General features: G+C 52.7%; 22 protein-coding genes and 2 pseudogenes. 2 read left to right on the top strand and 22 right to left on the bottom strand.

Going from position 1 to position 23,219, the window contains the following annotated elements:
• Positions 1 to 20: 20 nt before the first annotated feature.
• From P4S53_RS13875 to ccmA, 11 genes and pseudogenes are all read right to left on the bottom strand, one after another.
• A complete protein-coding gene (locus P4S53_RS13875; protein ID WP_442958666.1) occupies positions 21 to 2,528 on the bottom strand; it encodes a glycosyl hydrolase family 18 protein in 2,508 nt (835 codons plus the stop codon).
• 413 nt (positions 2,529 to 2,941) lie between these two features.
• Complete coding sequence (locus P4S53_RS13870) at positions 2,942 to 3,793, bottom strand: MlaA family lipoprotein (RefSeq protein ID WP_337113101.1); 852 nt, start codon at positions 3,791 to 3,793, stop codon at positions 2,942 to 2,944.
• A gap of 74 nt (positions 3,794 to 3,867) precedes the next feature.
• The gene (gene ccmI, locus P4S53_RS13865; RefSeq protein ID WP_337113100.1) at positions 3,868 to 5,079 is read right to left on the bottom strand and encodes a c-type cytochrome biogenesis protein CcmI; all 1,212 of its coding nucleotides are present in this window, start codon (positions 5,077 to 5,079) and stop codon (positions 3,868 to 3,870) included.
• Entirely contained in the window at positions 5,076 to 5,606 is a 531-nt protein-coding gene (locus P4S53_RS13860) for a cytochrome c-type biogenesis protein (RefSeq protein WP_337113099.1), read from the bottom strand. Before P4S53_RS13860 ends, ccmI begins: the two co-directional genes overlap by 4 nt.
• The gene (locus tag P4S53_RS13855) at positions 5,603 to 6,157 is read right to left on the bottom strand and encodes a DsbE family thiol:disulfide interchange protein (RefSeq protein WP_337113098.1); all 555 of its coding nucleotides are present in this window, start codon (positions 6,155 to 6,157) and stop codon (positions 5,603 to 5,605) included. The genes P4S53_RS13860 and P4S53_RS13855 overlap by 4 nt, the downstream gene beginning before the upstream one ends.
• Positions 6,154 to 8,150, bottom strand: a pseudogene (locus tag P4S53_RS13850) (heme lyase CcmF/NrfE family subunit). The gene P4S53_RS13855 and the pseudogene P4S53_RS13850 overlap by 4 nt, the downstream one beginning before the upstream one ends.
• Positions 8,147 to 8,632, bottom strand: coding sequence for a cytochrome c maturation protein CcmE (gene ccmE / locus P4S53_RS13845; protein WP_337113097.1), 486 nt, complete (start codon positions 8,630 to 8,632; stop codon positions 8,147 to 8,149). Before ccmE ends, P4S53_RS13850 begins: the two are co-directional and overlap by 4 nt.
• On the bottom strand, positions 8,629 to 8,835 hold the full coding sequence (gene ccmD, locus P4S53_RS13840) for a heme exporter protein CcmD (RefSeq protein ID WP_337113096.1): 207 nt from the start codon (positions 8,833 to 8,835) through the stop codon (positions 8,629 to 8,631). Before ccmD ends, ccmE begins: the two co-directional genes overlap by 4 nt.
• Before the next feature lie 7 nt (positions 8,836 to 8,842).
• Positions 8,843 to 9,574: a heme ABC transporter permease gene (locus P4S53_RS13835; RefSeq protein WP_337113095.1), complete on the bottom strand. Its 732-nt coding sequence runs from the start codon at positions 9,572 to 9,574 to the stop codon at positions 8,843 to 8,845.
• Between the two features lie 46 nt (positions 9,575 to 9,620).
• Positions 9,621 to 10,289 (bottom strand): heme exporter protein CcmB, encoded by a 669-nt coding sequence (gene ccmB, locus P4S53_RS13830; RefSeq protein ID WP_337113094.1) that lies wholly within the window; start codon positions 10,287 to 10,289, stop codon positions 9,621 to 9,623.
• A complete protein-coding gene (gene ccmA / locus P4S53_RS13825; RefSeq protein ID WP_337113093.1) occupies positions 10,289 to 10,945 on the bottom strand; it encodes a cytochrome c biogenesis heme-transporting ATPase CcmA in 657 nt (218 codons plus the stop codon). The genes ccmB and ccmA overlap by 1 nt, the downstream gene beginning before the upstream one ends.
• Before the next feature lie 108 nt (positions 10,946 to 11,053).
• Between ccmA and P4S53_RS13820 the strand changes: the two genes are divergently transcribed.
• Entirely contained in the window at positions 11,054 to 11,902 is an 849-nt protein-coding gene (locus tag P4S53_RS13820) for a hypothetical protein (RefSeq protein ID WP_337113092.1), read from the top strand.
• Entirely contained in the window at positions 11,899 to 12,198 is a 300-nt protein-coding gene (locus P4S53_RS13815) for an EscU/YscU/HrcU family type III secretion system export apparatus switch protein (protein ID WP_337113091.1), read from the top strand. Before P4S53_RS13820 ends, P4S53_RS13815 begins: the two co-directional genes overlap by 4 nt.
• A gap of 53 nt (positions 12,199 to 12,251) precedes the next feature.
• Here the strand turns inward: P4S53_RS13815 and P4S53_RS13810 are convergent, their stop codons facing one another.
• The 11 genes and pseudogenes from P4S53_RS13810 to flhF all read right to left on the bottom strand — a co-directional run bounded on the left by P4S53_RS13810 (position 12,252) and on the right by flhF (position 23,201).
• The gene (locus P4S53_RS13810) at positions 12,252 to 12,683 is read right to left on the bottom strand and encodes a DUF2802 domain-containing protein (RefSeq protein WP_192014717.1); all 432 of its coding nucleotides are present in this window, start codon (positions 12,681 to 12,683) and stop codon (positions 12,252 to 12,254) included.
• The gene (locus P4S53_RS13805) at positions 12,683 to 13,177 is read right to left on the bottom strand and encodes a chemotaxis protein CheW (RefSeq protein WP_027253958.1); all 495 of its coding nucleotides are present in this window, start codon (positions 13,175 to 13,177) and stop codon (positions 12,683 to 12,685) included. The genes P4S53_RS13810 and P4S53_RS13805 overlap by 1 nt, the downstream gene beginning before the upstream one ends.
• A gap of 22 nt (positions 13,178 to 13,199) precedes the next feature.
• Positions 13,200 to 14,663, bottom strand: coding sequence for a chemotaxis protein CheW (locus tag P4S53_RS13800; RefSeq protein WP_337113090.1), 1,464 nt, complete (start codon positions 14,661 to 14,663; stop codon positions 13,200 to 13,202).
• Positions 14,653 to 15,432 (bottom strand): ParA family protein, encoded by a 780-nt coding sequence (locus P4S53_RS13795; protein WP_337113089.1) that lies wholly within the window; start codon positions 15,430 to 15,432, stop codon positions 14,653 to 14,655. Before P4S53_RS13795 ends, P4S53_RS13800 begins: the two co-directional genes overlap by 11 nt.
• Before the next feature lie 9 nt (positions 15,433 to 15,441).
• Positions 15,442 to 16,533: a protein-glutamate methylesterase/protein-glutamine glutaminase gene (locus P4S53_RS13790; RefSeq protein ID WP_442958665.1), complete on the bottom strand. Its 1,092-nt coding sequence runs from the start codon at positions 16,531 to 16,533 to the stop codon at positions 15,442 to 15,444.
• Between the two features lie 117 nt (positions 16,534 to 16,650).
• A pseudogene (locus tag P4S53_RS13785) lies at positions 16,651 to 18,830 on the bottom strand (chemotaxis protein CheA).
• Between the two features lie 9 nt (positions 18,831 to 18,839).
• Entirely contained in the window at positions 18,840 to 19,562 is a 723-nt protein-coding gene (locus P4S53_RS13780; protein WP_337113088.1) for a protein phosphatase CheZ, read from the bottom strand.
• 35 nt (positions 19,563 to 19,597) lie between these two features.
• A complete protein-coding gene (gene cheY / locus P4S53_RS13775) occupies positions 19,598 to 19,969 on the bottom strand; it encodes a chemotaxis response regulator CheY (RefSeq protein ID WP_036748874.1) in 372 nt (123 codons plus the stop codon).
• 56 nt (positions 19,970 to 20,025) lie between these two features.
• A complete protein-coding gene (locus tag P4S53_RS13770) occupies positions 20,026 to 20,751 on the bottom strand; it encodes an RNA polymerase sigma factor FliA (RefSeq protein ID WP_027253952.1) in 726 nt (241 codons plus the stop codon).
• A complete protein-coding gene (locus P4S53_RS13765; protein WP_027253951.1) occupies positions 20,744 to 21,631 on the bottom strand; it encodes a MinD/ParA family protein in 888 nt (295 codons plus the stop codon). The genes P4S53_RS13770 and P4S53_RS13765 overlap by 8 nt, the downstream gene beginning before the upstream one ends.
• Positions 21,624 to 23,201, bottom strand: coding sequence for a flagellar biosynthesis protein FlhF (gene flhF / locus P4S53_RS13760; protein ID WP_337113087.1), 1,578 nt, complete (start codon positions 23,199 to 23,201; stop codon positions 21,624 to 21,626). Before flhF ends, P4S53_RS13765 begins: the two co-directional genes overlap by 8 nt.
• Positions 23,202 to 23,219: the final 18 nt, after the last annotated feature.

Below are 23,219 nucleotides of genomic sequence, written 5' to 3'. Positions count from 1 at the left end.
ACGGTTTTAACACACAGAATTTACTGGCAGTTGGCTGCACCCAGATCTTCCCAAACGCCCCACTCGCCTGTGGTTCCTGGCTCTTCACCTGTGGTCCACCATTTCGCTTTCCAGGATTTGCCTGAATGCGTCACGATATCACCGGCGTTATACACACTGCTGCCTGCCCAGGCATTGGTACAACCTGTGGAACCACCATCTTTGAGCACAGTCACTGTCACTGAATCTGTCGCTGAATCCGTACCATCAGAGACTGCAACCGTAAAGTTCAACGGCGTATCGACTGTGTAACTGTCGGCAACAAAACTCACCGTTGCACCGTTCACTGTCGCGTTCACACCGGCAGGTACGGTCCAGGTAAAGGTCAGCGTATCGCCGTCGGCATCTGTGGATTGCGACGCATCCAGCACCACAGTATCACCGGCACCGGCTGTCGCAGGGCCAGACACAACCACCACAGGTGCTGTGTTTGAACCCGGAGCTTTGGCCGTGACTGTGACACTGTCTGTGGCAGTATCACCGCCATTGTCGGTCACTGTCAGCGTGAACACATACTGGATATCAGCCGTTACTTCAGGTACCGCTACTGTTGCTGTCGCAGTATCTGTTCCGGTCAGAGTCAGTGCCGGACCACTGGTTTGTGTCCACTGATAGCTGACAATCTGACCATCACGATCACTGGATGCAGAGCCGTCCAGCGTCACAGACGTCGCGCCATTGACCACTTGATCAGCACCCGCTTTCGCGACCGGGGCATAGTTGCCACCACCACCCGCCAGTGAATCCTGCATTGCATTCAGGATATCGCCGTTATCGGCATCAATTTCCCATGCAAACAAACCAGCCAGACCCAGATTGCGGACATACTGACCTTTAGCCAGAACTGAACGACGGTCGTCATAGGTGATCAGGTTGCCGTTGCTTGGATTGTACGCCCAGGGTGCTTCTGCCTGCGCATCATAACCCTTAGTCACTGCAGCGTTATTGATGTAATCCGTCACCACGTCTTTGTAGTCAATCACCCCAGGTTCCCATGAACCAGGCACCATGCCGTTGCCTGTGCCTGTCATTGGGTTCGTCGGATCGGTCATGCTGGCTTCGGTAACCCCCGTCCAACCACGCGCGTACATGGCTGTACCCAGGACCAGTTTGTTTGCAGGCACACCCTGCGCCAGAAGACGGTCAATCCCGTGCGAGGCTGTGTAAGCCGGACCTTGACGCGGCTCGCCGTTTTCGTCAACACCTGTGCCGTTACAGACATCAGCGGTCATGTGGCTGCCGCAGAACAGTGCTGTCTGGTGGCCAGGCTCGTTATTCCAGCCGCCGAAGAAGTCATAGGTCATGGCGAAGATGTAGTCCATATACTGAACCGCATCGGCATAGTTCACGACATCAATCTTGTCATAACCCGCACCGATTGCAGATGTCAGCTCATACTGGCGGCCAGTTTCGGCTTCCAGCTCATCCAGCATGGCACGCAGTTCGCGCATCAGAGCCACATACGCCGGGCCATCGTTGACCGGATCGCCCAGATTCGCGTTCGCGCCTTTGCCGCCCGGGAATTCCCAGTCGATATCAACACCGTCGAAGAATTTCCATGTTTTGAGGAATTTCTTCACACTGGCGACGAAAATGTCACGCTTGGCTTTGTCAGTGAAAGAATAGAAAGGGTCAGACAGTGTCCAGCCGCCGATAGAAGGCACAATCTTCAGATCAGGGTAACGTTGTTTCAACGCCATCATCTGACCATAGGTACCTTTATAGGGAGTGCTGTGGGTATGGCCTGACTGTGGCTGAGGCATCTGAACCGCCGCCCAAGGGTCATGGATCACCACTTCATAATCCGGCGTTCCCTGACAGGCACGATTGAGTGCGGCCAGGCTGTTGCCATTTTCAATCTCACCCAGAGATTCATTCGGTCCGCAAATAGGAATGAAGCCGTACAAAATGTGGGTCAGGTTTTGCGCAGGAATATTATCCACCGAGAATTTACGGCCATACACACCCCACTCAACAAAATAAGCACCGACCACAGTGTTCGCAGGCGTCGTGTAATTGCCATTATTGCCATCCACGTTCATGGGTAATGGGTCTAAATGGCTACCATCGGTATCAGCAACAACAATGTTTGTTGGCGCACTGCTGGTACAGGCTTGCGCTGCACCCGTGCCGCTACACAGTTCGACTGTCATGGCATACTGACCACCCTGCGCCACAGACAAAGTGGTTGAACCGGCTCCGCTGGATGCCGGAGCAATGCTTTGCTCAAACACCACATTCCCGTTCAGCTTCACTCGCCACAGATCTGCGGTTTCACCAGAATAACGCTGCCAGGCAACAGGGACTTCTGCCGCCGGCTTCACCGTAATCAGGCTTTTGTAAGCAGAGGCTGCCTGATCAACCTCGACGATAGCGTAATCCGTTTCCATCCAGGCAATTTGCGGAGCGCCTGGTGCTGCCATCGCTCCCCACGACATAGTCATCACGGCTATACCGGCCGCGACAGGATTCAACTTATTGAAAAACATTACTTCGTTCCTTGAGTTAAAAAGTAAGTAATAACGCACGGATATGAAACCATGCCTGATAATCAATAGTTCAGTTTCTTTTTGTCGCAAAGAAAGAAAGTGGGATTTTAATTTTTGATATGACGCTTTGTGATCTTATGCCAACCGAAATGAAATTAATGGCAATGAAACGGAGTGAAATGATAATTACTGCAAGCATTCCACTTGCTTGAGCAGTATTCATTCAAGACGACAAAAATGAGTCACTCAGTGGCGGCGTCATTGCGGCGGATCAAACAGAAAATCACCCGAAGTGTTAACTTTGTCAGATATGTTTTTATTTACAAAAAATTAACAAAAAACAAGCCCTGTTCGAGCCATAAAAAAACCAGAGCAATTTGAGCTCTGGTTTTTATTTCGCACAGACTTAATGGTTATTCGCTATCTATTTCATCAAGAAAATCATCAAGATATTCTTCGTTTTGTGGCTGTGCGGGTTCGGATTCCCCGCCTGCTGCTCTGAAATTCTTATATTGAATATAAGCATCACGCGTGAAAGCGTACGGATCCGGTGAATTGTTCAGCATCGGTTCCTGCGCCACCAGCTTGGCTCTGTCTTCCATGCCTTCCAGCGCCCACTTGCCGACGCTTTGCCAAAAGGTCAGCAGATTGAGCGGAAAATACAGTGCATCCACGCGATCCCCGATACCTTCACGCAAGGTCAATGGACCGTAAGCCGGAATCATGAAATAAGGGCCGTTCCCGACACCGTAATAACCCAGCGTGTCAGGAAATGCCTGCTCTCCCGGTGGCGGAATATCTGCAGCGGCCGCGATATCAATCAATCCGCCCAGGCCAAAAATACTGTTAATCCAGAAACGGGTAAAATGATCCACCGCCTTTTCCGGCTCCTGCATCAGGAAGCTGTTCAGCATATTCGCCGGCTCTTCCAGATTGGACAAAAAGTTTCTCAAGCCGGTACGCACCGGTGACGGCACATAATCGACATAAGCCAGTGACACAGGACGGACAAAATAGGGATCAAGATAATCGTAGTTTACTGTCCACATGGCACGGTTAAACCCTTCAAAAGGGTCATACACCGCGTTTTCCGTTTCACTCAGGGCTGCCAGTTCTTCGACATCCAGACCGGCAGCTTCAAGCTCCTCATCATCCAGACCGTACTCGTTTCCAGCCAGTTTTTCCGGTGACGGATCTGGCGGCGAGCTGGCGCATCCCATCAGGATGAATGTAAAAAACAGGGATACGAACAGATTTGGTTTCAATGTGTTAGCCACTTAATCAATGTAAAACAGACTGGATAATGATATCCAGTCTGTTTCTTAACTGCCAGTATGTTTTAATACTGAGTATTAATGATGATAGTCGTCTCTCCGCCTAACGGCACAATGCCGCTTTCGCCAAACCAGTCACCTTCTTTTGTCGCCACGTTGCCGTCGCTGTCGATTCTGGCCCTGACGATCAGCTCAGACTGTTTTGACATCAGTCGATCAGGGATCATGCTGTCGTTGTCAGTTAAGGTGAGCGTCAGCGGGAAGCGCGACAAAGGCAGACGTCTGGCTGCCAGCGGCATGGGCGCACCATCTGCGGTATGAACAGACACCACCACCATGCCTTGCGCCGGCAAGCTCACCGAGGCGCCGAGCTCAACCGTCACCCTGACACCCGGACTGGGATTGGCAGCCTGCGACATCTCCACCTTTGCCTGGGCAATGCTGCGCTCGAGCATATTGATACGGTTATCACCTGCGCTGAGCTGCGATTTCATCTGCTCCCAGTATTGGATGGCAGCCTGATAATCAGCCTGTTCAAACGCATCAAATGCCATCAGCGATAATGCCTGGAGATTATCAGGATCACGTTCCAGCAAGTGCGTCAGCATATTACGGGCAAGCTGAATCTGACCTGGCTGTCCCCCCATCATCAGGGTCTGGGCATAACTCAGTTGCAGGCCGGGGTCATTCGGTTCCAGATCCAGGGCGCGCTTCATTGCCCCCTGGGCCGTTTCAACATCGCGGTTTGCCATGCCAATTCGTCCCAGCAACAGCCAGCCGGTGGCATCATCCGGGCGCTCATGCAGCCGGGTCCTGAGCCCTAAGGTCAGCTCTTCCATTTCCTGATCTGTCAGCGGCGCAGCATTATCTCCCATCAGACGCTGAGTCAGCTGCGGCAATTTTGACACCGTCTGCTGCCAGTCAGCCACTTTTTGCTGATTGCCAACGACGCCGTAAAGACCATACGCCACACCGACAATCACCAGGATGCCGGGAATTAATACCCAGGGTTTAAACTGGCTGTTCTGCTGTGTCTGTGACTCCAGTACGTCATCCAGTAGCGACTGCTGCAGTTCAGCTTCCAGCTCATCCGGGTTCGATACCAGTCCTTCACTGCTCTCTTCTTTCAGTTCACCCAAGCGGTCACGAAAGAAAGCTTTGTTCAGTTCGTCCCGGCTGGCAACCCGATCCTGATTGCTCCCCACAAAGGCTGGGACAATGAAAAAAGCCAGCGCAATCAACACCAGTATCAGGGTGGAAATCCAAAATAACGTCATTTTTTCACCTTGCTTTCACCTGCCGAACCACTGGCGGCGTGCGGGTTTTCTGCCTCTTTTTCAATATCATTTAACAATGCATGAAGTCGGGCGGATTCTTTTTCATTCATTGGCTGAGATGAAGCCACCACACCTTTCCGGGAACGGTAAACCAGCACACTGACGCCAATCAGCAGGAAACACAAAGGGCCCAGCCACAAAATCAGGGTAGATGGCATCAGTGGCGGATCATAAGTCACGAAGTTTCCGTAGCGGGCAATCATGTAATCAATGACTTCCTGCTTGGATTTTCCTTCACTCAGCATCTCATACGCCTTCTGGCGCATGTCTTTGGCCAGTTCCGCATTCGAGTCAGCGATATTGTTATTCTGACATTTCGGGCAGCGCAGCGTGGCTGTCAGCTCCTGGAACGTGGCTTCCTGTTCAGGCGTCGCAAATTCGTAGACATCAATCGCCGCCTGAACCGGTACACTGGCCACAAACCAGCTCCCGACCAGCAGCGTCAATACCGCAATCGCGTGTTTCATCCTTTCGCTTCCTCTTGCAGACGCTCATAAATCGGCTTGAGGGTGTCTTGCCAGTTTTGCGGATTGACATCGCCGACATGGCGATAGCGGATCACGCCACTGGCATCGATCAGGAAGGTTTCTGGGGCGCCGTACACGCCTAAATCCATACCCAGCATGCCATTACCATCAAACAGACTGTGCATATAAGGATTGCCGAGATCTTTCAGCCAGCGGTTGGCTTTATCGCGCTCGTCTTTGTAATTCAGGCCAATAATTTTGACCCCCTGGTTGGCCAGCTCATTGAGGTAGCGGTGCTCGGCGTAACAGGTCGGGCACCAGGTTGCCCAGACATTCAGCAGCAAAGGCTCACCAAGGAAAATATCCTGCTGATACAATTTGTTCGCATCTTCCAAATCTTCAAGGCGAAACGCAGGCACGGGCTTCCCGACCAGGACGGACTCCAGTTTGGTCGGATCGTCGCCGTCAGCATTCCGGGTCAGCTGCACCATAAAGACAGCCACCAGGCCCAGAAACAGGACTAAAGGAATAAAAAGCAGTTTCTTGTTCATCCATTCACCTCTGCGTGCGGGGTACTGACAACCGCTTCATCTGTCACTTCTTTTTTAAAGCGACGACGAAAACGGTAACGCTTGTCACTGATGGCCATTGCCCCCCCAGTGCCATCAGAAGCGCGCCCAGCCATAACCAGTTCACAAACGGCTTATAGTAAATACGGACTGCCCAGGCGCTGTCATCCAGCTGTTCGCCAAGCGCCACATAAAGATCACGGGTGACGCCGCTGTCGATCGCCGCTTCGGTCATCATTGAGCCGGATACCGTATAAAAGCGCTTCTCGGCATGCAGTTCAGCGATGTATTTACCGTTACGGGACACCACAAAGTCACCAATAAAGCCGTCATAGTTCGGCCCTTCAACATTCCGCAAGCCGGACAATTTGAAATCAAAGCCTTCGACTGTCACTGTCTGACCCGGCGCCAGGCGAACGTCACGCTCCAGATCATAATTGGAAACCAGTGTAATGCCGATCAAGGTCACGGCCAGACCAATATGGCCCAGCACCATGGCCCAGTGGCTGCGGCCAAGCTTACCGAGACCGACCCTCAGGCTATGGCGATGGGTGGCGCGATCATAAACCTCATAGCCCTGCAGGATAATGATCCAGAAGGCCATCACCATACCCAGTACAGCCAACGGCTGGATCGGATCGGGACGCAGCCACAGCACAAGCACGGCTAATGGCAGAGTGATCAAGGCGGTAATCAGCAGCGGCCGGCGAATCGTCGAGAAATTCTCACGCTTCCAGCGCACCAGAGGGCCAATCCCCAGGAAGAAAGCAAAGGGAATCATCAGCCAGGTAAACAGGGTATTAAAGAAAGGCACACCAATGGAGACTGAGCCCAAACCAAGCTGCTTATGAACCAGAGGTAACAAGGTGCCGATCAGCACCACCAGCAAGGCGGTGATCAGCAGCAGGTTGTTTGCCAGCAGGAAATTCTCCCGTGAAAACAGGCTGAAACTGCCATGGGAGCGGATCTGAGCTCCGCGCAGGGCATACAGCAAGAGCGAACCGCCGATCACCACCACCAGGAAGCCCAGAATGAACATGCCACGCGCCGGATCGGAGGCAAAGGCATGTACAGACACCAGCACGCCGGAACGTACCAGGAAAGTACCGAGCAAGCTCAGTGAGAAGGCCGATATGGCCAGTAACACTGTCCAGGCTTTAAAGGTGCCGCGCTTTTCCGTCACTGCCAGCGAGTGCATGAGCGCCGTACCAGCCAGCCAGGGCATGAATGAGGCATTTTCGACCGGATCCCAAAACCACCAGCCGCCCCAGCCGAGCTCGTAATAGGCCCACCAGGAGCCCAGTGCAATCCCGACGGTCAGAAATGACCAGGCAGCAATGGTCCAGGGACGCGACCAGCGCGCCCAGGCCGTATCCAGCCGGCCTGTCATCAAAGAGGCAATCGCAAAGGCGAAGGCTACCGAGAAACCGACATAACCCATATACAGCATCGGTGGATGGATGATTAACCCCGGGTCCTGCAGCAAGGGGTTCAGATCGCGGCCATCAACGGGAAAATAAGGCAGCGTACGTTCAAACGGGTTGGAAGTGATGATGATAAATAACAGGAAACCAACTGAGATCATCCCCATGACGGCCAGTACCCGTGCCACTGATTCCTGCGGCATGCCCCGGCTGAACATGGCCACCGCGGCAGCCCACGTGGCCTGAATCAAGACCCAAAGCAGCAATGAGCCTTCATGCGCGCCCCAGACCGCCGTCAGCCGGTAGTACCAGGGCAGATTACTGTTCGAATTACTGGCAACATAGGTCACAGTAAAATCATTGATGTAAAAGGCCCACGACAGCAATGCAAAAGACACGAACAGCATTGCAAAGACACCAAAGGTCAAAGGCCGGGCCAAACGCATCAGCACCGGGTTGCCTTGATAGGCACCATACAGGGGATACACACTCACCAGAAGCGATAACCCCAGTGCCAGGATAAGGCTGAACTGGCCTAATTCTGAAATCATTGCACGCTTCCTTGCATTTGTTGATCGGTATATTTCAGAGGCTTATGATTTTTCTGCATCGCCTCAGCCACTTCTGGCGGCATATATTCTTCGTCATGCTTCGCCAGCACTTCATGCGCTTCCACCGTTTGGGCATCAACCAGCACCCCCTGAGCGACTATACCCTGCCCTTCGCGGAACAGATCAGGCAAAATGCCGTTATAAGTTACCGTCACGGCCGGGCCGACATCAGCCACTTTGAAGCTGACCTGTAAAGAGTGGGGATCACGGCTGACTGAGCCTTTGACGACCATGCCGCCAATGCGTAAACGCTGACCCACTTCGGGTTTGGTGCCATCAGGTTTGCCCTCTACCAACTCAGTTGGGGTATAGAAGAGGTCCATATTCTGGCTCATGGCATACAAAGTCAGGGCAACCGTTACACCAAGACCGGCCAGCAAGGCAATAATCACGGTCAGGCGTTTTTTACGTCTTGGGTTCATAAGGTATTCTCCAAATTCTCGGCAGCTTTAATGCGTTGCTCGCGGGCAATTTTATTTTTAATGTCAGCTGCCAGACGACGACTCTTACTGATACTGGACCATAAAAGAATCAGCAAAGATAAAGCAGATATCCCATAGGCCGCCCAGACATAACCGGCGTAGCCGCCCATGGCAAGGAAATCACTGAACGAATCGAAATGCATACTCACCTCACTGCATCAACTGGCGAACCCAGGGACGGTGGCTTTCCCTGGTCAGAATTTCATTGCGTAACCGAATCAGAGTCAGCGCACCAAAAAAGCAGGCAAAACCCAAAATATTCAGCAGTAATGGCCACAGCATACGGCTGTCGATTGACGGTTTGGCAAATTTGGTAATGGTGGCGCCCTGATGCAGGGTGTTCCACCACTCGACGGAATAATGAATGATAGGAAGATTGATCACACCGACTATCGCCAGAATACCGGCCGCCTTGGCCGCCGTTTTCTGATCGTCAAAAGCGTTATACAGCGCAATCACCCCCAGATAGAGGAAAAGCAGAATCAGTTCAGATGTCAGGCGTGCATCCCACACCCACCAGGCGCCCCACATAGGTTTGCCCCAGACAGCACCGGTCAGTAATGCAATAAAGGTGAATACGGCGCCAATGGGTGCCATGGCTGCGGCTGCCATGTCAGACAAGCGCACCTGCCAGACTAAGCCGATAAAGGCGGCTATCGCCATCCAGAGATAAACCCCCATGGACCAGATAGCAGCCGGGACATGCAGGTAAATAATGCGGAAACTGTCGCCCTGCTGGTAATCGGTTGGCGCAAAAGCCAGCCCCCAGACAGTGCCTGTCAGCAGGCTGATGACAGACAGTGCTGCAAACCAGGGCAGCAGGGTTCCGCACAGGCGGTAGCAGTTTTCTGCTTTAGCGTAGGGATGTAACCACTTCCACATAGTTTTTTACTCTATGATTAATAATAATATTCGTTATATTCACGCTTCAGTTCACACTGATACGCAGTGATGCTGATATCGCAAAAGGAGCCAGTGTGGCTGATCCGGCTAACATTGCTCCCATCAAAGCGAGTTGCCCCTGGTAACTCATCCCCAGTGACGCCGCCTCTATCGCCGACGTTGCAAAGATTAGCACGGGAATAAACAGCGGTAAGATAAGCAAGCTCAATAATACCCCACCTTTACGCAATCCCACCGTCAGTGCAACCCCAATCGCACCTAAAAAGCTCAGTGTTGGCGTGCCAAGCAGCAAGGTCAATACCACCGCAACCCAGGTTGACCAGTCGAGTGACAATAAAATTGCCAATAAAGGACTGATGATGATCAGAGGCAAGCCCGTCAACAACCAGTGAGCCACCACTTTTGCCAGTGCCAGGACCGATAACGGAGTTGGCATCAGCATCATTTGTTCCAGCGAGCCGTCCACAAAATCGTCCCGAAACAGACGCTCCAGTGACAGCAAAGCCGCAAGCAGGGCGGCCACCCAAATAATGCCGGGCGCAATACGCGCCAGCAGGTTCGGTTCCGGCCCTATCCCCAGCGGAAACAGGGTGATGACAATAATAAAGAACCATAAAGGGTTAAACACATCGGCCTGACGACGAAACGCAATCAGCAATTCCCGCCGAATCACCTGATACATAGAATGCAACATCACAGCGCCTGCCCCAGTGTCACCTTGCGCAGTCTGTTCTGCGCAGAAAACATATCCTGGTGAGTCGTCAGCAGCACAATCCCGCCGCGTTCGGCATGGGAGACAAAAAGCTGCTCAAGGACTTTTACCCCCAGTTTATCAATGGCTGTCAACGGCTCGTCCAAAATCCACAGCGGATGGTTACTCAGCCATAAACGGGCCAAAGCCACCCGACGCTGCTGGCCGGCGGACAATTGTCCGGCGGGCACATCCTCGCGTCCGGCCAAGCCCACATGGGCCAGGGCCTGCCAGATAGCATCATCACCATGTACTCTCGCCTGACCACTGAGTCTCTCGCTGTTATCCAGCGTATGCATGGCCTGGAAAAAAGCCAGATTTTCTAAAGCGGTTAATTCGCGCTTGACCCCAGTTTGATGTCCCAAAAACAGCATCTGGCTATGATACTCTTCACGCACATGGCCAATCTTGTTATCGTGCCAATAGACATCGCCGGTATCAGGAGAGCCGAGCCCTGCGATGATGCGCAATAAGGTCGTTTTACCGGCCCCGTTGCGGCCTTCAATCTGAACCAGCTCGCCAGAAGCAACATGAAATTGGAGGTCATCGAACAATACGCGCTCATCACGGGTACAGCTCAATCCTTTGACTGATAACATAGGGATGAGACATCCTGAATGACACAAATAATCCTCGGATAATATCACAGCGACTGAGATCTTTGTTAGTTTCAGCCTGTTATCAATCCGGCAGCAAGGTATGTAAATGTGACCTCTATATCTCAATCCTCCGCTTATCCGCCTGCAGCGGCCAATGCATCTAAGACAGCTGCGCCGCAGCAGACCGCTTCGGTCGGCCATGCAAATCAAACTCAGGCAGGCGCAACTGTATTCCAATCCGGCCAGCAAATCAGCCAACTTTCACACTTGCTAACACAACTTCATGTATTGCAACGATTATTTGCCAATTTGCCTCCTGCGGTGAGCGGCCAGGGTTCCCCGATCGCATCATGGTTGTCTCAGCTGGTGCTGCCGCGCACGCCGGCCGATATCGTACCCTGGTTACAGCAAGGGGCCGGTAAAGACAGCCTGAAGGCACTGGTGACCCAGCTGACGCAGCCCGACAGTCCGCTTGCCAAGTTACTCGCCAGCCTGCCGGCTGATTCGCAAGCCGAACTCAAAGCGCTGATCCGCCTCGCTGCCGAGCAGCGTCTTGCCGGCGCGCCAGCCGGACGCGACGAAAACACGCCTTTTATCCTGCACTTACCGCAAAGTGATGGCCGCGAAATCCGTCTCAGTGTGCATTCAAAACAATCGCAGCAAGCATCGAAACGCCAATCACCCGGCCGGGGCTGGACAGTCAAACTGGGACTGCCTGTTGGTGAGTCGAATACATTAGAAGCCACAGCCATCTGGCAAGACAGCCAGCTCAAGCTGGCTTTCAGTTGCGAGCAGCCAGACATACTGGCATTGACTGAACAGTTAACACCTCAGCTGATGCGTCGCCTGAAACAGCTGGAGATTCAATGTGAGTCCGTGAGTTTTCATCAGACCCCAACCTATGAAGATTCAGCGCCGGACGTCCACCCACAATGCGGCATCAGGATCAGTGTATGACAACAGAACAAAACCGGGCTATTGCGTTGAGCTACGATGGCTATAACACCCCGTATGTGTCAGCGAAAGGCTATGACGACTGGGCAAGAGAGATCATTGAGCAGGTCAAAGCCCAGGGAGGATTGATACACCAGGATCCGACACTGGCTGACTACCTCAACAACCTGGAGGCCGGAGATAACATCCCGCCCGGCCTGTTTGTGATCATAGCCGAGCTGATTGCTTTTTCCTGGGTCTTAAACGGAAAAACCCCTCCCGGATGGGAAGGGCCTGTGTCTGTCAACGAAACCGTCTGATGCGAAGCTGCAGGGCTTCGCTATCCACAAACAACCGCCTGCAAGCAGCGGAGCTATCGCCGGCCTTTATTCATGCGCTGCTGTAATCGTAACAGCAGTTCAGCTTCCGCTTTCGGCAAGTCACACTCTTCCATCAGCTCATTCACATCGGCACCCAGCTCGACCATTTTACTGGCGCGGCTGTACAGGCGGCCATCGGGATCCTGCATGGCCATTTCACCCTGACGCTCAGACAGTTCTTCCTGCTGGCGGGTTAATATGGCCATTTTATTACTCATTGCCATGGTACCCGCACGCAACTCATGAAACTGTTTGGTTAAGCTTTCCTGCTGCTGTCTGGCGGTTTTTAACAGCAACTCTGCTGCTGCAAACTTGGTTTCCAGATCCTGGCGTGCTTTGCGCTCACGCCGGACCAGCACAACCGCTATCACCACTGCCAGCAAAGCAACAACCAAAGGCAGCCATTCAAGCAAGATAGCAGGCATCAGAGATACGCCATCTCTTCCCATTCTTCATCAGACAGGAGCTTGTTCAGATCAACCAGGATCAGCAGTTGATTATCACGGTTACTGACGCCTTGAATAAACTTGGCGCTTTCATCAGTGCCCACGCTTGGCGTACTGTCGATTTCAGAGCTACGCAGATAAACCACCTCTGCCACACTGTCGACCATAATACCGATCACCTGCTTTTCAGCTTCAATGATGACGATACGGGTATTATCTGAAATCTCACCTGACATCAGGCCAAACCGTGCACGGGTATCAATCACAGTGACCACATTGCCACGCAGGTTGATAATTCCCAGTACGTAATCCGGCGCACCCGGAACCGGGGCGATTTCAGTATAACGCAGCACTTCACGAACCTGCATTACATTGATACCGTAGGTTTCCTCTTCCAGCTGGAAGGTCACCCACTGTAATACCTGGTCGTTACTGTCTTCTTTTTGAATCTCGGCAACACTTACCTGCGACATGCTGTATCCTCTCCGGCCATCGTCACAAAACGCTCTTCACGTCCAAACCCGCTTTCAGCATGGAAATGAGTTCATTGACATGAATTAAAGCACACATTTTCTCTTTCACCATACCCGCCAGCCAAGGCCGTTTACCTGCCTTTTCTCGCCAGCGAACACTTTGTTTTGTCAGGGTTTCTGTTCCGTGAAGTTGATCACAAGCCAGTCCCCACTTACTTTCTCCCAACATGACCACATAGCGGTAGTTTTCCTGATGGTCATCATTGCGGATCGATTCAGGCATCACCCATCTGGCGGTATCCACCACATCCAGTTTTCGGTTCTGTACCGGCTGCAAACCAAGATACCAGTCCGGGCGGCCAATCAGGTGATTCATCTCACCCAGTTGGTGAATTCCTCCCAGCTCTGTCAGCGGTACAGCAAAAGTCACCCCGTTGACAGCAAAAAACAGCGCCTGAAATTCTGTTTGCTCACTGGCGCCAGGTAGCGTCCAGGACGGCGGTGGCGGCTCAGGTGCCAGTTCAGGCTCAGGTGTGGCTTCGGCCACAGTTTCCTGCACACTTTCTTCTTTATCAAGAATGTCTGGAACAGGCGCCGTTGCAACTATTTCACTCTGAGGCTGAGAGCTTGTTTCCAATTCAGCCGCCGGTACCGGCTTTTCAGCAACAGCCGGAGCCTCAGCAACCTTAGGCAGCATCTGCATCAGCTGAACACTGGTTTGCGGCTCTGCATAAGGTGCCGGCTGATCATCTGATTGCTGCGCAGCCACTGCCAACGATTTTTGCAGCGGCTCTGGCGCATCGACCTGATGCTGAGTTTCTGCGCTGTCATCCTCAAACCAGCCCGGGTCGTCTAAAACGGCTGGCTTCACATCCTTTTGCTGAACTTCGTCTTGCTGTTGCTTTTCCAGTTCAGCCAATTGCTGTTGCTCGGCAATCCAGGCTTCACTTTCAACAATGACTTCCTCTTGCATCTCTGACATTTGGTCGAGAAGACGCTGCAACTGCTCAAGATCCGTTCTCGTCCGTGGCGGGGTAAACCTGACTTCAGGTACACTCAGCTCCGGCTCTGCGGACAACGAAACCGGCGCAGCTGCATTCGGCCGTTGGGCTGCCATTGCCCACAGCGACGGCGGTTCGCCCCCTTCTGCAAACGAGTTCACAGATACGTTATCTCGTGCGGATTGATCCAGACGATTAAAATCAAAGGGCTGATGACTCTGGATTTTCTCCGTAAGGGCTTTCTCAGTAAGACTTATCGTATCATCGGGCTCACTGCCGCTTTGCAACTCAGCCGCCGGCTCAACAGCAACAGCAGGCTCAGACAACAACGCCTGGCCGTCATGCTCTTCCGCTGACGCCGACAAGTCATCCTGCGGGCCGACAGCGTCTGCGCCATCCTCTTCGGGCAGCAAAGAATCATCCAGCAGCCCGAAAAAGTAATCATCTAATGCCTGTTCACTGGATAGCTTTGCGTTATCGCTCATCTTGACCCAGCCGCTCCAGATAATTCAGTAAAGTTTTATACGCAAACACCCCACGCGAGCCACGGGCATACAGGGATGGCGGCATATGCTTGATACTGGCATCACGAAATTTGGTATCAATGGGCACAGCTGAAGCCCAGACCTGATTGGCATAACGCGACTTCAGTTCCTGCAGAGTTTCCAGCGAAGCTCTGGTCCGTTTGTCATACATGGTTGGCACAATCGTGACTTTGAATTCATCCGGTCTGGATTTTTGCATGATTTGCAACGTACGCATCATGCGCTCCAGGCCTTTCATCGCCAGAAACTCCGTTTGCACCGGAATCAGAATGCGCTCGCTGGCAGCAAGTGCATTCACCATCATGACACCCAGGATCGGGGGGCAGTCAATCAGCACATAATCATATTCTTCTTCCAGGCATTTCAGCGCCTTTTTCAGAATCAGCCCCATGCCGCTGCGAGTCCCCATGACTCTGTCCAGGGTCGCCAGCGACATGTGCGCAGGTATCAGATGGATATTGTTAAACCGTGTCTCCAGCACCAGTGGTTTGACAGTGTCACGGTCAATCGTCGACAACTGGAACAAATCAAACAGGCTGGATTCAAGGCGATCCGAATCAAAATTCAAGTAGGTTGTCAGCGAAGAATGCGGGTCGGTATCCACCAACAATACGCGCTTGTTTCGTTCACTTAACAGGCCCGCCAGACTGACAGTGGTCGTGGTTTTCCCCACGCCGCCTTTCTGGTTGGCAATGCTCCAGACTACCACGGCATCTCCTTAAGCTAAGCCAACCTCAATCAGAATACGCTCAGCGATACGGTCTAAAGGAAGATCTTCAGTCGATATCCCTGCCTTGGCAACCGCCTGTGGCATACCGTATACCACGCAGCTTTCTTCATCCTGTGCCCAGACGGTTGCGCCCGCAGTTTTCAGCATACGCGCTCCGTCACGCCCGTCGGCGCCCATTCCGGTCAGGATCATCGACAGCACCTTGTCATGATACACCTTGGCTGCAGAACCAAAAGTGACATCGACACAAGGCTTGTAGTTCATGCGATCGCCACCATCAATAATACGCAAACGCACATTGCCCGGGCGGCCTTCCAGCATCATTTGTTTACCGCCAGGTGCCAGATAAGCGGTACCGGCACGCAAGACATCGCCATCTTCGGCCTCTTTCACGCCGATTTTGCAAAGGTTATTCAAACGCGCCGCAAAGGCCGCGGTGAATGTTGCGGGCATATGCTGCACCAAAACAATCGGGTACGGAAATGAGCCAGGCAATTGCGTCAGAATTTTTTGCAACGCCACAGGACCGCCGGTCGAGGTGCCTATCGCCATCAGCTGATACTGTTTACCTGTCGCTTTAAACCGCGCGGTCGGACGAACCGGTGTCGGTGTTGAGCGTGTCAGCGTCGTGGCGGCGGCCGTACCTGCGGCCGGGCGGCTTGACGTCAGCGGGCGATCGGCGGGCGATGGCGTGACCGGGCTGCTGGGTCGCACAGGCGTTCGCATAAAGACACGCTTACGGGCCAGCTCGGCAACACGTTTTTGCAGCAGAGAGATTGCTTCGTCTTTATTACGCGCAATATCTTCAAATTTTTTCGGCAGAAAGTCTAACGCACCCGCGTCCAGCGCATCTAATGTTGCCCGCGCGCCCTCATGGGTCAGCGAAGAAAACATCAGGATGGGGGTCGGGTTCGACTTCATGATTTCGCGCACTGCGGTGATACCATCCATCACAGGCATTTCGATATCCATCGTGATGACGTCAGGTTTCAGTGTCCGCGCTTTTTCAACGGCTTCTTTACCGTTAACAGCATCGCCAATCACTTCAAGGCGCGGATCCGCATTAATAATTTCACTCACCCGGCGGCGGAAAAACTGGAGTCGTCCACCACCAACACTTTTACAGCCATGTTTTATCATTCCGTAAGCAATCAGGCCTGAATGAACAGGGGCCTTCTAAGCCCCTGTCAATTATTATTATCTGCGGCCTGCGTAATGTTTCAGAAGGTTGGGGACATCCAGAATCAGTGCAATGTGACCATCACTGGTGATGGTGGCCCCCGCCATACCGGGAGTGCCCTGCAATAACTCATCGAGTGGCTTAATCACCACTTCTTCCTGACCGATCAGCGTATCCACCACAAAGCCCATTCTCTGATGGCCTATCTGCACAATCACCACATGCCCAAGTTGTTTTTCACGCTTGGAAGCACTGTGACCTGCCAGCCAGTCCTGAAGATAGAACAGTGGGATCGCTTTATCGCGCACTATGATAGTCAACTGCCCATCAACCACATTGGTCTTACTGAGATCCAAATGGAAGATTTCATTCACACTGGCCAGAGGCAGTGCAAATGGCTGGTCAGCCACTCCGACCATCAGCGTTGGCAAAATGGCCAGCGTCAACGGCACTTTAATATCAATGCGTGTGCCTTTGCCCAGATTGGAATCAATATAGATGGAACCATTCAGCTGGCTGATCGCGGTTTTGACGACATCCATACCGACACCACGGCCGGAAATATCTGAAATTTCTTTCTTGGTCGAGAAACCAGGCGCGAAGATCAGGTTATAACATTCGCTGTCAGACAGACGCGCAGCGGCATCGGCATCCATCACACCGCGATCCACTGCGATTTGACGCAATCGATCCGGGTCCATACCGCCGCCATCGTCTTCGATCGTCAGCAAAATATGATCCCCTTCCTGCGCGGCAGACAAGAGCACAGTACCAATACGAGGCTTGCCGGCTTTCTCACGCACATCCGGCATTTCAATACCGTGATCGACCGAGTTACGCACCAGGTGAACCAGCGGATCGGCCAGCGCTTCCACCAGATTCTTATCGAGATCGGTTTCTTCGCCACGCATTTCCAGCACGATTTCTTTTTTCAGGCTACGGGCCAGATCGCGCACAACGCGTGGGAAGCGGCCAAAGACTTTCTTGATTGGCTGCATACGCGTTTTCATGACCGCACCCTGAAGGTCTGCGGTCACCACATCCAGGTTCGAAACAGCTTTTGACATTTCTTCGTTATTGCTGTTCTGACCCAGGCTGATCAGACGATTACGGACTAATACCAGCTCGCCAACCATGTTCATGATGGTGTCCAGCGTAGATGTATCGACACGGACTGTGGCTTCAGCCTGAGACTTGGATTTTTCTTTTAACCCTGTTGCTTTACGCTCCGCCACAGGTTGTGGCATCTCAGTCGCAGACTGAGAGGTGACAGGCGCTGGTTCAGCTTTCGCCTGTAGCGCAGAAGCCGGTTTGGTCGCGATCGCCAGCTCTTCATCTGACGGTCCTTTCCCGCTACCGTGCAGTTCATCGAGCAAACGTTCAAATTCGTCATCTGTCATTAAGTCGCTATCACCGGACCCAGCCACATTCGCGGCAGGCGACTCGGACGCTTGTGCAGCAACTGGTGCGGCTGACACGTCAGCACCCGGGGTTTCGGTTCCAGGCGCGTTACCTATGCCATGCAGCTCATCAAGCAGGCGTTCAAACTCATCGTCAGTGATATCGCCATTGTCGATGTCGGTCGAGACAGGTGCGCTCTGAACGACACTGGGAACAGCACTGGCTGGTGCGGCGCTTGGCTGCCGCCCGCACCATGCAGCTCATCGAGCAGGCGCTCAAACTCATCCTGCGTGATGTCATCAACCGAACCGCCTGCAATCGCGGGCTGTTCAGGCGATGCTGTTGCCACTACGGGAGCTTCAACCGATGCCGGGACAGAGACAGCCGCCGCCAGCTCTTCGGCACCCGGTGGCTGGCTGTAATAATGCAGCGCATCCAGCAGGCTTTGTTCAGCGGGTTCAATCGGCTCACGATCCTGCACCTGCGAGAACATCACATTAATGGTATCCAGTGCCTGAAGGATCACATCCATCAGCTCTGATGTCACAGTGCGTTTACCGGTACGGAGTAAGTCAAAAATATTCTCAGCACCGTGACAAGCGTCAACCAATGCCGTTAACGCCAAAAACCCGGCACCACCTTTAACAGTATGGAAGCCGCGGAAAATGGCATTCAGCAAATCTGTATCATCCGGACGACGTTCCAAATCGACTAACTGCTCGGAAAGTAATTCCAGAATTTCCCCGGCTTCGATTAAAAAGTCCTGCAGGATATCTTCGTCTAAATCAAAGCTCATAAGCTTCCCCTAAAATCCAAGGCTTGATAGCAAATCATCGACGTCATCCTGGGTAGACATAACGTCAGTGCGTTCAGCACTGTTGATAATTGGCCCTTCCGGGGAGAGTGTTTTGTCTTTCTGGCTCACGACCACTGAGCTTTCACTCTGTTCAATACCGGCAGCCTTCAGAATCTCAACCAACTGATGTTCCACTTCATGAACAAGTTCGATCACTCTGCGAATAACCTGGCCTGTCAAATCCTGGAAGTCCTGTGCCATCAGAATATCGGTCAGATGACGGTGAAGCTGCTCGCTGTCACCGTCGAGCTGAACTAATAATGCGTCAATATCGTGACAAAGCCGTTTAAATTCGCCAAGGGTGATCTCCCCGTGCATTAAACTTTGCCACTGGGGTTTCACTTGCATCAGACGTTCACGCAATAAATCTGCGATAGGGAGGGTGCCTTCAACAGCATCCATTGTCCTGTTGGCCGCTTCCTCGGTTTTGTCTATCACATAATTCAGACGTCCACGCGCGTCAGGAATGTCGGTCGTCGCTAAATCAGCAATACGGGGATCCAGCCGAAAATTCTGCAATGAGTCATGTAATTGACGCGTCAATTTACCCACTTCGAGATACATCGGATCCCGACAATCCGACACCAGGCTTCGGAACAACTCATCCGCGTCTTCTTGCTGGTCTTGCTCCAGCAGCGCGACGAGTTGTTTCGCCTGTTCAAGTGAAATCATATGTGTCTACCCTAGTTAGCGTCACACTGACGGCATCACTGCATACGCTCGAAAATCTTATCCAGTTTTTCTTTCAACGTGGCAGCGGTGAATGGCTTAACAATGTAGCCATTGACACCGGCCTGAGCAGCTTCGATGATCTGCTCGCGCTTGGCTTCAGCAGTAATCATCAGTACTGGCAGGTGTTTCAGGCTGGCATCGGCCCGGATCTGCTTGAGCAAGTCAATGCCTTGCATGCCCGGCATATTCCAGTCGGTGACCACGAAATCGAAGTCGCCTTTCTTTAGCATGGGTAACGCAGTCAATCCATCATCCGCCTCCTGGGTGTTATTAAAGCCCAGGTCACGTAGTAAGTTCTTGACGATACGGCGCATTGTTGAAAAGTCGTCAACAATGAGGATTTTCATATTTTTATTCAAAGTTGCCTCCACTGAGGTCACAGTGTTTCTTCTAAATCGTGTGTTTATGAAGCAGTCCAAGCAGACAACTTGGCCCGCAGACGCTGCATTGCCTGACTGTGAATCTGGCAAATACGGGATTCACTGACACCTAAAACGGCACCAATTTCTTTGAGGTTGAGTTCCTCGTCGTAATACAACGACAACACCAGCGCTTCCCTTTCCGGCAATGTGCGAATGGCACCAGCCAGTGCATGGCGAAAACTGCCGTCCGCAACATCCTGAAAAGGGAGATTTTCTGCCACTGAATCTTCGGTTGCTACCGTATCTTCTGAGACACCCAGGTCGTCCATACCCACTAGGCGACCACAATTAACATCATTTAATGCCTGATGGTACTGTTCGAGTGTCATTTCGAGATATTCAGCAATTTCCTGATCATTCGGATCGCGGCCGAGACGGCTTTCCAATTGAGCAATGGCTTCAGATATCCGGCGGTTGTTTTTGTACACAGAGCGGGGAACCCAGTCGCCACGGCGGATGTCATCCAGCATGGCGCCCCGAATTCGAATTCCGGCAAAAGTTTCAAAACTGGCACCTTTGCTCGGGTCATAGTTCTGTTGTGCTTCCAGCAAACCAATCATGCCAGCCTGGATCAGGTCTTCCAGCTGCACATTGGGTGGCAATCGCGCCATCAGGTGATGCGCAATCCGCTTCACCAGTGACGAATACCGCTCAACAAACGCATGGGGGGATTCCTGATATCGGCCGTATGTTTGTGCTTTATTCACCCAGAGGTACCTCTTCAGGTGTTGGTTTAACTAATAACTTTTCAACAAAAAATTCCAGATGTCCGGCCGGATTATTCGGTACCGGCCAGGTTAACGCTTTATTGGCGAGCGTTGTCAGGGCCAATGCCGCTGGGCTTCGTGGGAAAGCTTCCACGACCACTTTTTGTCGCTTAATCGACTGACGTACCCTGTCATCTAATGGAATACAGGCAACCAGCTCCATGTTGGCCTGCAAAAACCGTTCAGTCACCCGGGTCAGCTTGGCAAACAGCTCTCGCCCTTCGCGGTAACTGCGGACCATATTGGCCACAATTTTAAACCGCTGCACCTGGTATTCACGGTTCAGGATTTTAATCAGCGCATAAGCATCGGTAATAGAGGTCGGCTCATCACACACTACGATTAGTACATCCTGGGCCGCGCCGGCAAAACTCAATACCATATCTGAGATCCCTGCGGCAGTATCTACCAGCAGGACATCCACTTCATCTTCAAGGGTGGCAAATGCGCGGATCAGGCCAACGTGCTGAGCACTGGACAGTTCCGCCATATTTTGCGTGCCTGAAGAAGCCGGTATGATTTTTACGCCGTAAGGACCTTCGATAATGATGTCCCGCAGATCACACACACCCGACAGGACATGAGACAGGTTACGACCCGCTCGCAGCCCCAGCATCACATCAACATTGGCCAGGCCAAGGTCGGCATCCAGCACCATCACTCTCTTGCCCTGACGGGCCATGGCAATTGCCATATTCAGTGTGATGTTGGTTTTACCCACACCGCCTTTACCACCACTGACGGTGATCACTTTGGTCGAGGCCAGTTTTGTCATACGGCGCAAGCCGCTTGCTTGATCGTGCATCATGTTCTCAATCATAAAAATCCGCCCCCTGGTTATCTGCGCTATCGCTGCTCCAGAAGTGGGTTTGCTGGCCCATGTCGTTTTCCAACAACTCGTTTGCACGATTCACCATGAAGTGTCCTGTGGCGACTTTAATGTCTTCAGGCACTCGTTGACCGTCCGCCAGATATGCGATCGGCAGAGCACTTTCCAGTGTGACACTGATAACTTCACCCAGACTGAGGGTTTCATCCAGCTTAGTCAGCACGCAACCCGACAGCGGGATACGACGGAAATGCTCAATGGTTTCGTGCAGAACGCGGCGCTGGGAGGTCGCCGGTAATACCAGAAAGCTACGAATTTGTGAGCCACTATTGTGCATCAGGGTATCCAGCTGTTCCTGCAGGCGAAGATCCCTTTGCCCCATGCCTGCTGTATCGAGCAGTACAAGGCGGCGATGCCGTAACTGATGAAGTATATCGGCAAGCTCTTCGGCATCTTTAGCAACTCTTACCGGACAGCCCAGAATTCGACCATAAGTCGCCAGCTGTTCATGGGCACCGATACGATAGGTATCTGTGGTGACCAGAGCGATTTCGTTCGGACCAAAGTCCATCGCCGCTCTGGCGGCCAGTTTGGCGATTGTCGTTGTTTTTCCGACACCGGTCGGCCCGAGCAGGGCGACCACGCCCCCGGTTTCGAGAATACAGTCATCTGTGGTAATGATCTGATCAGCCAGCAACTGAAGCAAAGATGACCAGGCCTTGTGCGGCTGGACATCTTCGGGAATGTAACAAGCCAGCTGATCGGCCAGCTCTGAAGATAAACCCATTTTTTCCAGGCGCTTAATCATCATGGCCCGCATCGGTTCGCGACGCTCAACCTCCTGCCACATCAAACCAGACAGCTGGTGTTCGAGCAGACGACGAATCGACGCCATCTCGCTGCGCATGGCATCAAGATCATCGTCACGACGCGGCGCATGCTGTTCATAGCGGCTGGGATCGAGACGGTTCTGAAAAGCACTGTTTTTCTGGCTCGCCGCCGCTGAATTCAGCCGGCCGGTGCGCCCTGCCGGTGCGTCGGCGTCATGATTTTGGCGGTAGTCACCGTAAGCATTCGGCGCAGGCTGACGTCCGCCCGCCCCATAAGGGTGGGAAGACTGGCGCCTGTCACTGCCGTAAGGGCTGTTCTCCGGCTGAGGACGGGAAGAATAGTCATATCCTTGACGTTCAGCAGGGTGTCCGCCGGTGTGCTTCGACTGGCGCTGCAATAAGGCTGACAGGGAGTCCACTTCGGTTTCGGGATCCTGCGCATAGTTTTGCAGCACCTTGGCAAAGTGGCCGCTGCCGGGCTGCTGCAGCTGTACTTTGTCATCAGCCAATTTGCGTCTGGCCTCGCCAAAACGTTCCGCTAAGGCATCACGGGCAGGTTGTGACGGTGACGGTAACTTGGCTTCGCTGGCGTCATTGTCCACCGCCGCCACGATCTCAACACCGCCGGTCACTTTCTTATTGGACATAATCACCGCATTCGCACCGAGTTGTTCTTTGACTTCACTCAGTGCGGTTCGCATGTCCTTGGCAAAAAATCGTTTAATTTTCAATTCAGTCTTCCCATCCGG

Source organism: Photobacterium sp. Hal280 (assembly GCF_037162255.1).
GTDB lineage: Bacteria > Pseudomonadota > Gammaproteobacteria > Enterobacterales > Vibrionaceae > Photobacterium.
This window is presented reverse-complemented; position numbering and strand designations above follow the sequence as displayed.

Bases quoted from the DNA above. Each gene is read 5' to 3' on its own strand.
- P4S53_RS13875 (WP_442958666.1), bottom strand. From the start codon at position 2,528: ATGTTTTTCAATAAGTTGAATCCTGTCGCGGCCGGTATAGCCGTGATG.
- ccmI (WP_337113100.1), bottom strand. From the start codon at position 5,079: ATGACGTTATTTTGGATTTCCACCCTGATACTGGTGTTGATTGCGCTG.
- P4S53_RS13860 (WP_337113099.1), bottom strand. From the start codon at position 5,606: ATGAAACACGCGATTGCGGTATTGACGCTGCTGGTCGGGAGCTGGTTT.
- P4S53_RS13855 (WP_337113098.1), bottom strand. From the start codon at position 6,157: ATGAACAAGAAACTGCTTTTTATTCCTTTAGTCCTGTTTCTGGGCCTG.
- ccmE (WP_337113097.1), bottom strand. From the start codon at position 8,632: ATGAACCCAAGACGTAAAAAACGCCTGACCGTGATTATTGCCTTGCTG.
- ccmD (WP_337113096.1), bottom strand. From the start codon at position 8,835: ATGCATTTCGATTCGTTCAGTGATTTCCTTGCCATGGGCGGCTACGCC.
- P4S53_RS13835 (WP_337113095.1), bottom strand. From the start codon at position 9,574: ATGTGGAAGTGGTTACATCCCTACGCTAAAGCAGAAAACTGCTACCGC.
- ccmB (WP_337113094.1), bottom strand. From the start codon at position 10,289: ATGTTGCATTCTATGTATCAGGTGATTCGGCGGGAATTGCTGATTGCG.
- ccmA (WP_337113093.1), bottom strand. From the start codon at position 10,945: ATGTTATCAGTCAAAGGATTGAGCTGTACCCGTGATGAGCGCGTATTG.
- P4S53_RS13815 (WP_337113091.1), top strand. From the start codon at position 11,899: ATGACAACAGAACAAAACCGGGCTATTGCGTTGAGCTACGATGGCTAT.
- P4S53_RS13810 (WP_192014717.1), bottom strand. From the start codon at position 12,683: ATGCCTGCTATCTTGCTTGAATGGCTGCCTTTGGTTGTTGCTTTGCTG.
- P4S53_RS13805 (WP_027253958.1), bottom strand. From the start codon at position 13,177: ATGTCGCAGGTAAGTGTTGCCGAGATTCAAAAAGAAGACAGTAACGAC.
- P4S53_RS13800 (WP_337113090.1), bottom strand. From the start codon at position 14,663: ATGAGCGATAACGCAAAGCTATCCAGTGAACAGGCATTAGATGATTAC.
- P4S53_RS13780 (WP_337113088.1), bottom strand. From the start codon at position 19,562: ATGATTTCACTTGAACAGGCGAAACAACTCGTCGCGCTGCTGGAGCAA.
- cheY (WP_036748874.1), bottom strand. From the start codon at position 19,969: ATGAAAATCCTCATTGTTGACGACTTTTCAACAATGCGCCGTATCGTC.
- P4S53_RS13765 (WP_027253951.1), bottom strand. From the start codon at position 21,631: ATGATTGAGAACATGATGCACGATCAAGCAAGCGGCTTGCGCCGTATG.